Source organism: Patescibacteria group bacterium (genome assembly GCA_041662665.1).
Taxonomy (GTDB): domain Bacteria; phylum Patescibacteriota; class JABMPQ01; order JABMPQ01; family JAQVVF01; genus JAQVVF01.
The window spans coordinates 316095-330141 of sequence record JBAZSC010000001.1; the positions used below are offsets into that span (position 1 = coordinate 316095).

Consider the following 14047-nt stretch of genomic DNA (forward strand, 5'->3'; position numbering starts at 1 on the left):
AAAGTTATAAAGTTCTTAAAGCTATGACGACTTTATGAACTTTATTAACTTTACAAACTTTATAACTTAATCTTTATGTCATATTTAAACCCATTTGAAAGAGTACCACAATTTCAAGAGCTTGGCGATCCTGATTTATTTCGCCAAGAAATAGCAGAGCGTGCCAAAACAGCAACTCCAGAAGAAACAGAAAGATTATTATCAAATCTTGAAAGATATTCTCAAGCTCCAGACCGAAATATTGAGCTTTATACAGATCCAAATTTAGATACTTTTTGTTGCGCCGAAGTGCCAGCACAAAAAGTTATACAGTCAGGAGAAATAGTTGATGATCCTGCAAAAAAGACATATTTAATTGGCGTACCATTTATTTATGCAGCCGGCAAAGCACCAGAAAAATTTTTACGTGGTGAAATTTTACATGAACGTGGACACGCTGAATTCTCGCAATTTAGTATGTTTGAAAGATTAAGAAAATTAGCAAGGCAAGAAGGGTATGATGAAGGAGAAATAATGAGTGGAATAAATTGTGCTGAAGATCCAAGAATGGAGAGACTAGTTGGCGGACCATTGCATCCAAATGAACGAGAGCAAATGTTTGAAAAAAATCGTCAGTTAATTATTCCAAGTATTGCCAAGGGTTTAGATGAAATGCAACCAGCTGAACAATTTAAATTTATTTTGAAACTAGAAGGTCTATGGAATATTTATGGTAAAGATTTAAAGGATACTCCAAAGCCTTGGTCAATTGACAAATTACATCCAGATGTTGCCAAAGAATTTAAAGCAGTTGAATCTTCTTTGAGGAAAATAACTGGCGATGCAACAAATCCAGCAATGAAAGTCATGGCATTAGTTGAAAAAACTTTTGTTGATAATATTTGGCAAGCTCAAAAAAGATTACTTGATAAATATCCGCCAAAAAAAGAAGAAGGAAAAACAGGCAAAGGCCAAGGAAAAGGACAGCCAGGACAAGGCGAGCCTCAACCAGGCGAGCCAACAGAGCCGTTAGATCCAACTAATACTGACAATTGGCCACCAGAATTAAAAAAAATTATTGAAAAATTCAAGAATGAACATCAAAAGAAGCTAGAACAAAAAGCTGATCAAGCAAAAGCTGATGCAGAAAAAGGTAAAGAAAATGCTGAAAATTTAGCACAAGAAAAACATGAGCTTTTGAAAACTCGCGATCAATTTGATACTCCAGAAATGCGTGAAAGATATAATACTTTAAGCGCAGAAGTTAGTCCAATTACCGGACAATTAAAAAGATCATTTAAAAGATTTGTCCCAAAAGTTACAGAACCAGGACTTGAATGGGGCAGAAAAGGCGGACGTTATTCAGAACGAAGAAGAATCATGCGAGCAGGATCAGGTCATGAAAAGCCAATGGGCAAAAGAGAGCATCCAGAAGAAACAGCTCTTGCTTTACAATTATTAGTCGATGTTAGCGGTTCAATGTACGGACAAAATAAAGAAAGAATTAAAAATGCGATCAAAGCTTGCATTGCAATTAGTGAAGCTGCAAAAGACAATAATATCGTAATTGAGATTTTAGCTAATGATGAAAAAAATGTTTCAAATGATATTAGATATCAGATCAAAGGTTTTAATGAGCCTTATGATGGCAGAACAAAATCAAGAATAGTACAAATGATGGAAGCTTTTGGCGGAGATAATAAAGATGCCGACGCAATCATGGCAGCAGTTCCAAGAATACGTAAAAGAATTCAAACATTGCGCGCTGAAGCAGATCGAGTTGGCTCTTTGATTATTGATATAACTGATAGCACAACTCAGAGTCCTGATACAAGGGATGCTGTTGAACAAGCAAGAAAATTTAGTCCAATGGAGGGAACAGCGATTACTCCAGAAGGTGAGATCCCAGGAATGGTTAAATTTCATTTTGGACCGCAGAGCATTATTCCAAGATCGCTTAATGAATTTCCAGACGCAATTCAGCAAATTCTAGAGCGACATGTTAGAAGATTGAGACCAAGACAATAATTTACCATAATAAAAAAGCTCCGTATAATATTCCGCGTGTAATCCGTCGTATCCGCGTTTTTAACGCAGATTTAACGGATTGCACGCGGACATTATGGAGCTTTTATTTTACTGTAATTTCAGTATTTCCAGACGGCACTGTCTTTTGCCAGAACGGCGAAAAATAAACTTCAACAGTTTCTATATCCTCTTTATATTTATTATAATAAGTTTTAACTTCATCATTATTAAATCCCGTAATTTTTTCTTTATCCAAAGCTTCTTTTGCTAAAACAGGTTTTAAAAAAGCTGAGCAATAAATTTTAAAAACTGCTTGGTTTTTTTTAGGATCAATTTCAATAATTTCTGCTTTAAAATTTTCATCATCAAGTTCAGAAAATTCTTTTTCACCGATTATCTGATCTTTTAGTTTTGCAATTGCTAAATTTTCCAGCATTTCTTTATTTAAAATCACACCAGTTATTTTTAATTTTAAATCAGCCTTTAGACTATCCGCTTCAGTATTTGCATCGACTGATGATTTGAAGCTAGAAATTTCTTTTTTAAATAATTGATCCCAGAGCTCTTCATTTTCTTTTTGCTCATTTTTTGTATCATCCAAAAATTTTGCAAATAAACTATCAGAAATTTTAACTCTTAAATTATTTAGATCTTCTTCAGAAACAATCTTGCCAGTTTTTTCTCCGCCAGTAAATTCTTGTTTATTTTCAGCATAAACCAAATTTTTCCATCCATCCCAAAGTTTTACAAAATTAAATTTAGTTGGCGCCAAATTTCCGGCAACTCCTTTTTGTGTTGCCACAATTTTCATTTCTACTTTATCATTCGGTTTTAAAACCAATGGTCCTGTTGTCTTAAAAATTATATCCGAATCTACAGGCTTTAATTGCGAAGAAGCTAAAAGAGTTAAGCTTTTTGTTTGTTTATTATAAATTGTCACTTTGCCAGTAGCAAAATCATCAACTGTTTTGCTTTTGATTTCACTCGTTTCATCAGAACCAGAAATTTCTTTTTCAATAAACCTGCCGCTTACTGAAGTTGCATTAATTTTGTCTTTGCCAACTGCAATTTCAAAATTTGTCTCAATCTTTTCTTTTCTCAAATTCAAAATTATTTTAGCTTTAGAAAAAGAAGTATAGAAAACAAAAATCAGAATCAAAAAACTAATAATTCCAAAAATAAATATTGCTTTGTATGGTGAACGCGATGGTCCAATTCTACCTAGATTCATGAGCTTAAAAAACTAAAAATTTAAAAATCTAAAAAAATTAAAAACGTTTACGCGACGGCGTCTTATTTTATATTTATGATTTTTGACTTTAGATTTGACAACACTTGGCCAATTTTGTTTCAACCAGATTTTTGATTTCACAAAATATTCTTCTAAACCGCGTTTTGCCATTTCACTTCGTATAATTCCGCCTTTATGCGGATGGCGAAAAGACTGAGCAAGTGGGGAATTGAATCCATGCGCATAATGAACAAGTTCATGTATAATTGTGCCATCTACAACAAATTGTGGAATTTTTTCATCTTTGAAATAAGAAGTCAAAGTAATAACAGTCTGATTATTTTTAGGATTTAATTTAATAGATCCCAACCTTGCTTTTGCTTTTCTTCCAAACAAAATAACAATCTCATTTTTAATCGGCACATCAGAAAAATGATTTTGTAAAAAAAATAAAAGTCTTTGTTTTAACCAATTATTATCACGCATAATCGAGTTAACTAGTAACAAGTAATTAGTAACTAGAAAACGACAGTTACTAGTTACAGGTTACTAGTTACCAATTTTACTTCGTCATTGTCACGTTTCCACTACCTACAACCATCTCAATCTGGCTCAAAACTTTCGGATCGTACAAGATTTTTGATTTTGCTTTAATCTTTTTAAAACTTCCATCATGATAAGGAATATTTAAAAAAACATCAGTTGATCCTAAATTATTTAAAATAATCGGTTTTAAATCTTCAATAATTTTGGAATTTGCGTTTTTTGGAATATTTATTTCGATTGATTTTGGAATTTCCTCTTTTGCAACTTCAATATCTTTATCAGAAATAATTTTTACTTTGTCAGCCAAAATTTTAACCTCGCCATCTCGATCATTGACCTTGCCATCAATCAAAACAACTTTTTCTTCCTGCCAAATCAGAGGATATTTTTTTAAAACAGATGGAAAAACAACAATCTCGCAACTGCCAGTCATATCTTCAATTTCCACAAACAGCATTGGATCATTTTTTTTCGTAAATATTTTTTTAGTCTTTGCAATTACACCTCCAACCTTAATTTTTTGTTCATTCATGCTGATATTCAGTTGATTTATTGGAATAGCAACAGCATTCAAATAATCTTTATATTCATCAACTGGATGCTCTGAAACATAAAGCCCAAGTAATTCCTTTTCCCATGCCAATCTCATTTTTTTTGTTGCAGGTTCTGCTTGATCTAATTTTAAATTGATAGTTGAAACTTCATTTTTTTTATTACCAAATAAATCTGTTTGACCAGAATCTAATTCCTTTTGAACTGATTTAGAAAAAGTTAAAATCTTATCAATATTTTGCAGGACTTGATTTCTCTCAATTAAAGAATCTAAAGCGCCAGCTTTTGCCAATGCCTCAATTGATTTTTTATTCAAATCTTTGTGTCGCACTCTTCTAACAAATTCAGTAAAGTCTTTAAATTTTCCAGCTTTCTTTCTTTCTTTATAAATTGCTTCTGCAATAGTTGCGCCAACATTTTTTATAGCATTAAAAGCAAATCTAATACATTTTCCACGCTCTTTTACTACACCAAAATTTGGAAAACTTTCATTAACATCAGGAGGCAAAACTTCTATTCCCATTTCTTCGCATTCAGTAATCTCAATTGCAATTCTATCCATATTCTGCTGATCAGAAGTCAGCAATGAAGCCATGAATTCAACTGGATAATGAGATTTTAAATAAGCAGTTCGATAACCAATCAAAGCATAGCAAGCAGCATGAGATCTATTAAAACCATAGCCAGCAAAAGGCTCGATAAAAGCAAAAACTTTTCTGGCAACTTCTTCTGCAATTCCATTCGCAACACAACCCTTGATAAATTTATCCTTTTGCTCTTCCAATAATTTTTTTATTTTCTTGCCAACAGCTTTTCTCAAAACATCAGCTTCGCCTAAAGTAAAGCCAGCCAAGTCTCTCGCAATTTGCATCAATTGTTCCTGATATACAGCAATACCAAAAGTTTTATTTAAGATCGGTTCAAGCTTTGGATGTACATATTCAACTTGCTTTCTGCCATGTTTGCCATCAATGTAAGAAGGAATCCATTCCATTGGACCTGGACGATATAAAGCAACCATAGCAATTAAATCTTCAAAATTAGTTGGTTTTAACAATTTTAAATATCTTCTCATGCCCGCAGATTCAAGCTGGAAGACACCGACAGTTTGCGCTTTTTGCAACAAATCATAAGTAGTTTTATCATCCATTTCTAATTTAGTGAAATCTACTTTTACACCATGTACTGCTTCGATAATTTCCAAAGCTTTTTCAATAATTGTTAAGTTTGCTAATCCTAAAAAGTCCATTTTAAGAAGCCCCAAATTTTCAATTGCATGCATCTCGTATTGCGTTGTGATTTCTTCGTCTCCTCTTGTAGAAAATTGATATGGCGTATAAGTGTCTAGTGGATCTTTAGTAATTACAACTCCGCAAGCATGAGTTGAAGAATGTCTTGCAACACCTTCTAATTTTTTCGCAGAATCAAATAATACTTTTGCTTGTGGATCGCCATTATAAAAAGCTGTTAATTCAGGATTTATCTTTAAAGCTTCAGAAATAGTTGAGCCCAATGGAATCATCTTTGCTGCTTTATCGCAATAATCGTAAGGATAGCTCAAAACTCTTCCGCAATCGCGAACTGCAGCTTTTGCAGCCATTTTTCCAAAAGTAACAATTTGAGCTACATGATCAGCTCCGTATTTTCTTTTTACATATTGCAAAACTTCGCCTCTCCTTGTGTCAGCAAAATCCATATCAATATCAGGCATGCTTATTCTTTCAGGATTCAAAAATCTTTCAAATAATAAATCATTTTTAATTGGATCAAGATCAGTAATTCTCAATAAATAGGCGATTAGTGAACCTGCCGCGGAACCCCTGCCTGGGCCGACCACTATGCCAGTATCTTTTGCCCAATTCACAAAATCAGAGACAATCAAAAAATAAGAAGCAAAGCCAGTTTTTTCAATAACTGACATTTCATAATCTAGTCTTTCCACAATTATTTTATCAAGCTCATTTCTTCCTTTACCAAATCTCTTTGTCAAGCCTTCCTCGCATTGTTGTTTTAAATAATCCATTGGAGTCAAATCCTTTGGCACAACAAAAAAAGGAAGCTTAGTTTTGCCTAATTCTATTTCAACATTGCATTGCTCAGCGATTTTTAAAGTATTTGAAATTGCTTCTGGAGTATTAATAAAATCTCTTTCCATTTCTTCGGTCGGTTTCATTGAAAAATCTTCACCCATCATTGACATTCTCTTCTTATCATCAACTTTTTTTTGCAATTGAATGCATAGCAAAATATCCTGGATTCTGTCATCTTCTTTTTTTAGATAATGAATATCATTTGTTGCAACCAATGGTGCTCCAATTTCTTTTGCAATTGCAATTAATTTTTCATTTGCTTCAGCTTGTTTTTTGATAGTCGCATGATGTTGAAGTTCAAGATAATAATTTTCTTTACCAAATATTTCTTGATATTTCAAAGCAGTTTCTTTTGCTAAATTTACATTACTTAAAGCTTCTCGAGCAATCTGTCCTTCAATGCATGCCGAAAGTCCTATCAAGCCTTTGCAATTACTTTTTAGTAATTCAAAATCAATTCTTGGTTTATAATAAAAACCTTCAACATGTGCTTTTGAAATTAATTTCAGCAAATTTTGGTATCCTTCTTGGTTTCTTGCAAGTAAAATCAAATGGTAAGGTCTTACATCAATGTGAGCGCGTTTATCACTCATTTTGTTTGGCGCAACATATGTTTCAACGCCAAGTATAGGTTTAATGCCCGCATCCTTGCAAGCTTGATAAAATTCAACAATTCCATACATTACACCATGATCAGTCAATGCTACAGCTGGCATGCCCAATTCTTTTGCACGCGAAACCAGCTCGTCAATTTTTGGCAAGCCATCAAGTAGGGAATAGTGGCTATGTGTGTGAAGATGAACGAAAGGCATACGAATTTTCAATTATCAATTTACAATTTTCAATTAATTACTCAATTTTCAATTTTCAACTCGTCGTTTACTGAAAATTGACGTTTGAAAATTTAATGGAAATTGGTCATTGATTATTGAAAATTTTATTTATGCTTGCTTTGAAAATAATAAACCGTTCCAACAACAAGAATTGCGATTCCAGCTATTAATAAAATAATAAATAGAACCCAACTAAAAATCAGGTGGGAGAGCGAGACAAAAATATCGACTAGTATTCTGCCAAAACTTGTAGAATCAAGTAAAAAGATTGTTAAGAAAAAAATAAAAAAAATTAAAATATACTTTTTAAAAAAATCTTTTGGACTTGGCAAGAAAGTCTGTAAATATAGTTTTGTTTTTTTGAATGCTGATATTTTCTTTTTTCTATAATCACTCAAATCAGTTATCGCTTGATAATAAATTTCCAAGTTTTTAATTGTCTCAATTTTTGTCAGAGTAAAATTTTCTTTTTCGACAATTTTTTTGCATAATGCTCTTGTTTTTTCTAATTCATTTGCATCTGTATAAACAAAGCTTAAAGCCGAGATTTGTCTTTCTAAATCATCGCCTGGCAAATCAAAATCAGACACTGCTTCTTTAAAAAGTTTTTCAGTTTCAACTAAAGCCATCATATTTCCAGAATCAGTTTTTTCTGATAAATATTTTTCTACTTTTTCCCATGACAATTCTTTGTTTTTTTCAGACATTTTTTATGTGATTTACGAATTTACCTTACAGATTATTATATAATAAAACATACTTAAACTCAAACAAAAAGCGGACCCTTCTGATCCGCTTTTTGGGAATTTTATTGTGCTACTTTACTGAAATCAGCGCTATTTAGGAATTCCTTTTTTATTTCTTGAATTGATTTTTCAGTGCTATCCCAGTAGTTAACTCCGCCAACATCCGCTGCTCTAGCGTACAAAGTTTCATATAATTCTACAATTGCAGCTTTGCGGCCACTACTTTTTTCTATAGAAGCCAATCTATCATTATATTCTTTACTCGTCGCCAGTTTTTGTCTCATTTCTTTTGCATTTGATAATTTTGTCAATGAAGCAATTCCAGTTTGGTCACCGCCACGTTTTAACACAATTTCATATGCAAGATTAGCTTGGGCTTTTTTCTGCTCATCTGCAGGCATTGCCGAAATATTTCCAACTGATTCAGGGCTTACTGATATTGCAAATTTTGCGCCTACTATATCAATCTTATTATCATCATCTCTTTCAACTTGCTTTAGCCAATAATCAACGCCATTCGGATCAGAAATTTTATCTAAATTATCAGCATAGATTCTATCATGTATTTTTCGATACAGCATTTCTATCGTTTTTTTATTGCCAATCTTTTTTTCAGTTGCTTGAATACGTTTGTCAAATTCTCCAAATTTTCTGTCATTTAGCAATGTAAACTGTACTCCTTTAAGACTTAATGGCTCTTGTCCTTCTGGTTTATAGAAAAAGCTTGGACCGCCAGCTCTTAAAGAGTTATCTGGTTGTTCATATTTTTCCAATTCAAAAGTATCGCCCAAAACTAAATTATAATAATAGAGAATAGTTTGAAATCTGTTTAAAGTTTTGAATTCTGAAGAATTTGAGGATTTATCGCCAAAACTTACTTGAAAATAATATGGTTTTCTACCATTTACAAATCCGGCATCATTTTTATCTGACAATTGACCGCCTTGTAGATTTTCTAAAACGACATAATAAAGATCTTTTGTTTTATCATAATGCGTTTGTGCAGTTGTTTGATTTTCAAGAATAACAAAGCCATTAGCATCAGTTTGAATATTTTTTGGATCAACTGTTCCGTATGTAAATATTAAATCCTGATTTTTATAACTATCATTGCCAACTTTCCATGTAATGATCTCACGATTTTCATTTCTTGGGATTACAGTTGGATTTACCATTAGAGCAGGTTCATTTCCATTATTTAAAACCGCCTCGCATTTATCATTTACCAAAACTTGACCTTCAGGACAATTGCCTTGAACTGATGTGCATTCTTCTGTACATCCATTTCGAGTCGTTCCAATAGGACAAACAAAATTATCCAAGCATACATTTCCTCCGTCATCTGGCGGTATAGGAGCTGTGCATTCTCCATTAACTATTTCTTGACCTTCTTCGCATTGTGTTGCGATATTTGCGACAAATTTAATGGAAGTTAAAACTAAATGTGATGGCATTGTCACAACAACTGCAGAATTTACTTGTGTTGGTGGCATGCCTGGAACATCGCCCAAAGCGCCAACACAAGTATATAATTTTTGATAATTAGTAATTCCCGGATTTTTGGAGAAAAATTCTCCCATTAAGTAATCATTAAAATATTTAATTGGTTCTTTTAAGTGTTGTCCGGCAATACAAGTGGGCGCATCAACATTAATATCGGCATTGCCTTCAACTGGCAAATAGATCGGAGAAGTTCCACCCTGTCCTTCCAAAAGCCCAAAGTTATTACTGCCAAAATTATATCTTTGATTATAAACTTGCATAAAAGGACCGCTTCCATCTTTAGAATATTTATAAATTACAGCATATTGTAATTTTTTTCCTTGAGCATTTTGAGGCACATCATAAGCAAAATGATCTATATTATTTTGCATCGGAATCAACGGAATTCTCACCCATGTATTACCTTCATTAAAGCTTACTAAAAATTTAATATTCTCAAAGAATGTCTTTTGATTGCTCGATGGGCTATAAGCAATGTCTCCTGTAACATTTCCAAAATTATTACTTGTATTTGCTAAATTATCTGAGAAAAAAAGACCATCAGTAAATTCTTTTTTAAAAGTACTATCAAAAAATGGTTGAACAGTACCAACGTTAGCATTTGAAACATTATTGAAAGTATAATCAGCCGGTTTGCCCTCATCTACTGTTAAAGCAATTTTATTGCTTACAATTCCGCAGATGCCAACTTGAATTTCAGAAGATCCTTGACCTATAGGCATTACTGTTCCATTGTTATAAACAAATAAAGCATCAGGATTATTTGATGACCATCTCAATAAATCGCTCCAGGCAACTGTGTCAAAATTTACAAAATAATTTTTAAGATCAATATCTTGTATTGTTGAAGTATTTGCATCAATATCTTGAGAATTAATTTTTATCTTTACGAATTTATCAAGGCTTGGTTCATTTATTGAATTAGAATCAATTGCGGTCTGATTATTTGCAGTGCTAATTTCGATAGAAGATATTTTTTGTTTTAATTCATTAGGACAAAGATAGCCAATTTTATCAGGACTCAAATCTCTATCAAAACTTGATTTATTGCTGTATATCGATAAATTTTTTTGAGCGAAACCTGCTTGAGGATTTAATTTTACATCATCCTTCAAAACCAAATGTTCAGAATTAGAAAAATCTTCATCTACAGTTATTGACTGATCTAAAACTACTGCAGCAAAATACCAAATAGTAGTTCCAATTCCAACAGCAACTAGAATTGCTAAAACGATACCAGTTACAGTTCTGACTTTGCTGCTTGATGTCGTTTTTGTTATTGTTTTCTTTTGATTATTCATATTATTTTTTTATTTTTTTTGGCATTTAAAATTAAAATCATAAATTTAGTATACATTATTTTATAAAAATCGTAAACAAATATTTAGTAACAAAGGAAAAAAATCAAAATAAAAACGGGCTTAATTCAGCCCGTAATATTTTATCAAACTATTCAGAAGCTGCAGTTCTAAATTCATCGCTATTTAGGAATTCTGCTTTGATCTCTGGTATCGATTGTCCTGTACTATCCCAGTAATCAACACCTGCTTTATCAGCTGGTCTTGCATAAATTGTCTCATATAATTCTGTAATTGCGCCTTTTTTGCCAGATGCTTTTTCAATATCTATTAATCTCTGATTATATTCCTGGCTATTAAACAGATTTTCTCTCATTCCTAGTTGGCTATCAAATGTATCCATTAAGTATTTCACGCCATTTTTATCACCAGCGCGTTTTAGTACAACTATATAGGCAAATTCTGCTTGAGCTTCATTTTCACTAGCTGCCATTTCTGCTAATTGATCTCGATATTCATTACTTACAGAAATTCCGTATTTAACTGCTGATTTGTTCAAGCGATCTGCTTCAGCAATATCAGTCATTTGACTTAGCCAGAAATCAGCTCCTTCACCAGCAAACTTGTATAAATTATCATCGTAGATTCTATCCAAAATCTTTTTATACAACCAAGTCACCAAATTCATATTTTTCTTTTTCTTGTCCAATGTTTCATCAAAGACTTTGAATTTGCGGTCATTGATCATTGCAAATCTGATGCCAGGCAAGCTTAGATTTGTATCGTACCAGAATTTTACGCCGCCATTTTGTTCTTTATTCCAGTCATAATCTTTAGTCAAATCATAATTTCTGTCAAAGATCCAATTGTAATAGTAGAGGACTGTTCTCATGCGATTTAGCGTTTTGAAGCTTGCTAGAGTAGTTGTTTTGTTGCTATCAACATACAAGCCCTTATCTCCAACCATGAAGCGATAATAATATTTCATTCTTCCATCAGTAAAGCCATTATCATTGAATCCTTGCTTTTCTCCACCTTCCAATTTTCTTAATACCACATAATATTGATTAGCTTTATCATCATATCTTACTTCTGCTTCTTTGTTTAAATTATTCTTATCAGTTCCATATTTGAATGTTAAAGTCTTAGCGTCAAAAGCAGTTTTAACTTCATTTTTTGAATTATCATCATTGCCTAAAATTTTCACAATTACGCGATCACTGCCTCTGAAAATATTAGTTGCAGTTACAGAAACATTTGGCAATCCTTGCATTCCAGTTGTATCTGTTTCAATGTCGCTCGGATTCTGTGTGCCTGGATCAACTTGATCACCAACATTTTCTCCATCACTAGTAGATTCAGCAACATTGATTTGAATAGTATTTGAACTGATAGGTGAATTACCAAGAAAAGTCAATTTTGCATTATAAACACCTGGATTTTCATATGTATGTTTTGGAGATTTCAGATTTGTGAAACTAGCTGATCCTTGCTGATCTCCAAACACCCATCCGTAAGAAGCTGAGTTAATGCTACCTTCTTTAATACCAAATTGAACTTCGCAAGGCGCTTTATCGCATGATGTAGGGGTTGCTGTAATCGTCGCTGCTTGTCCTACTGGAGTTGGCGTTGTTGCTGTCGCTGAAGTTGTAGCTACCTTAAATTTTAAATTAGTTAAAATCAAATCAGAAGGTAACGTTACTACTGCAATCGATCTTAACTCAAAATCACCACCAGCGATATAGTTTTCTTTTTGATAGTTTGAAATACCTGGTTCTTTAGAAGCAAAAGGGCTCATTAAAAAATCATCATAAAGTTCTGCATTATAAGCATGTCTGGCTAATTCTTGATCAGTAATACGCGTATAGTCATTTTGAAACTCAATATTTGAAGAAACATTATTCTGATTCAAAAACAAAACTTTATTTTGAGCAAGACCATCTGTATTATTGCCTGGTGTATAAAATATCCCTTTTACTTCTTCTCCTCCAAGAAGTGGTTTACTTTTTACAACATTAGGAAGACTCTTGGAAATATCCTTATTATATTGATATGCCACAGCCCATTTCAATTTTTTACTTTTTAGTAAGCTGTCGTCTGGAACATTATAAGAAAATGAAAAACCATCTGTCGTTTTTGTGTTAGAAATTGGCACAAAATTCCAAGACTCTCCATCGTCAAAACTAAAATATAGTTGGACTTGTGATTTTATTACTTGATCATCATTATATTTCAAGAAACCTTCTACATTTTTTATTACATTATTTTCATTTTTTATTTTTCCTGCAAGAGTATTTATTATATTATCAGAACTAATGCTTCCTGAAATTTCACCAATGTAATCTTTTGATGTAACTAATCTATTAGTATATTTATTAGCAAAAAAACTTTTTGTTGTGCCAATTCCAGCTGTTGTAGTATTATCAAAAGTATATTTCTCAGTTGGTTGAGAAACATTTTGCCCTGGATTAACATCAATGACAATATTCAATACATCCGTGTTTGATTTATCGCACAAATTCATAAAAACACCAGCAGCACCTGGCATAACTGGCCATACAGATCCATTATTTTGTACGATTAATTTGGTTGGATCTGTTACCCATCGTACTAAATCTGATAATTTTACATCAGGTTTATTCTTAATTAGTGTTTTTAAATCTATATTTGATCCTTTTAAATTAAAAGTACTTGAATTCAAATCAACATTGTTGCCATTAATTTTCAGCTTTATGAAATTTTCGAATTTTGTTGCGTTATTAGATAAATCACTAGTATTTATATGATAATAATTTTGATAATCCGGATCACTTGAATGCTGTAAGGCTTCACTATCAACATAAAGTTCTACTGTATCTATTGCATCCTTTAACTGTTTCGGACAAATATTATTTTGTTCTCTATTCGAAAAACTTTTATCCGTACTTGGTAGAATTAATTTATCATCTCTGTCGCTACTATCTCGAATATTTAATGCTTCTTTTTTCAGATTCATATGATCTACTTTTCCAAAACTTTCATTTATGTATTCAGATGAAAATGTTGGCGCGACCGCAAAATTCCAAATCGCAAAACCAATTCCAGCTAAAGCTGCTACTCCCGCGACAATACCCACAATCAAGCCGGTTTTTGACCGAGTCTTGACACTTGTATCAGTTGTCATTTGTTTTAATTAATTTATTATTTAAAAATTTAATAAAAAATAAAAATTTTTATTCAAATATTTACAAATATATTTTGC

7 protein-coding genes are annotated in these 14047 nt (G+C 32.4%); 1 reads left to right on the forward strand and 6 read right to left on the reverse strand.

Features of this window, described 5'->3' with window-relative positions:
- Positions 1-75 precede the first annotated feature (75 nt).
- On the forward strand, positions 76-2007 hold the full coding sequence (locus WC663_01665) for a hypothetical protein (GenBank protein ID MFA6296036.1): 1932 nt from the start codon (positions 76-78) through the stop codon (positions 2005-2007).
- A 103-nt stretch (positions 2008-2110) separates the two neighbouring features.
- Here WC663_01665 and WC663_01670 read toward each other — a convergent pair whose 3' ends face one another.
- The 6 genes from WC663_01670 to WC663_01695 all read right to left on the reverse strand — a co-directional run bounded on the left by WC663_01670 (position 2111) and on the right by WC663_01695 (position 13969).
- Positions 2111-3238, reverse strand: a complete 1128-nt coding sequence (locus tag WC663_01670; protein ID MFA6296037.1) for a hypothetical protein — start codon at positions 3236-3238, stop codon at positions 2111-2113.
- Between the two features lie 12 nt (positions 3239-3250).
- The gene (locus tag WC663_01675; GenBank protein ID MFA6296038.1) at positions 3251-3724 is read right to left on the reverse strand and encodes a hypothetical protein; all 474 of its coding nucleotides are present in this window, start codon (positions 3722-3724) and stop codon (positions 3251-3253) included.
- Between the two features lie 76 nt (positions 3725-3800).
- Entirely contained in the window at positions 3801-7238 is a 3438-nt protein-coding gene (locus tag WC663_01680) for a DNA polymerase III subunit alpha (protein ID MFA6296039.1), read from the reverse strand.
- Positions 7239-7363: 125 nt separating this feature from the next.
- Positions 7364-7966: a hypothetical protein gene (locus tag WC663_01685; protein ID MFA6296040.1), complete on the reverse strand. Its 603-nt coding sequence runs from the start codon at positions 7964-7966 to the stop codon at positions 7364-7366.
- A gap of 101 nt (positions 7967-8067) precedes the next feature.
- On the reverse strand, positions 8068-10809 hold the full coding sequence (locus tag WC663_01690; GenBank protein MFA6296041.1) for an EB domain-containing protein: 2742 nt from the start codon (positions 10807-10809) through the stop codon (positions 8068-8070).
- A 148-nt stretch (positions 10810-10957) separates the two neighbouring features.
- Positions 10958-13969 (reverse strand): PKD domain-containing protein, encoded by a 3012-nt coding sequence (locus WC663_01695; GenBank protein ID MFA6296042.1) that lies wholly within the window; start codon positions 13967-13969, stop codon positions 10958-10960.
- Between the last annotated feature and the right edge of the window lie 78 nt (positions 13970-14047).

Excerpts from the sequence above, each read along its gene's own strand:
- WC663_01665 (MFA6296036.1), top strand. The coding sequence starts at position 76 with ATGTCATATTTAAACCCATTTGAAAGAGTACCACAATTTCAAGAGCTT.
- WC663_01670 (MFA6296037.1), bottom strand. The coding sequence starts at position 3,238 with ATGAATCTAGGTAGAATTGGACCATCGCGTTCACCATACAAAGCAATA.
- WC663_01675 (MFA6296038.1), bottom strand. The coding sequence starts at position 3,724 with ATGCGTGATAATAATTGGTTAAAACAAAGACTTTTATTTTTTTTACAA.
- WC663_01680 (MFA6296039.1), bottom strand. The coding sequence starts at position 7,238 with ATGCCTTTCGTTCATCTTCACACACATAGCCACTATTCCCTACTTGAT.
- WC663_01685 (MFA6296040.1), bottom strand. The coding sequence starts at position 7,966 with ATGTCTGAAAAAAACAAAGAATTGTCATGGGAAAAAGTAGAAAAATAT.
- WC663_01690 (MFA6296041.1), bottom strand. The coding sequence starts at position 10,809 with ATGAATAATCAAAAGAAAACAATAACAAAAACGACATCAAGCAGCAAA.
- WC663_01695 (MFA6296042.1), bottom strand. The coding sequence starts at position 13,969 with ATGACAACTGATACAAGTGTCAAGACTCGGTCAAAAACCGGCTTGATT.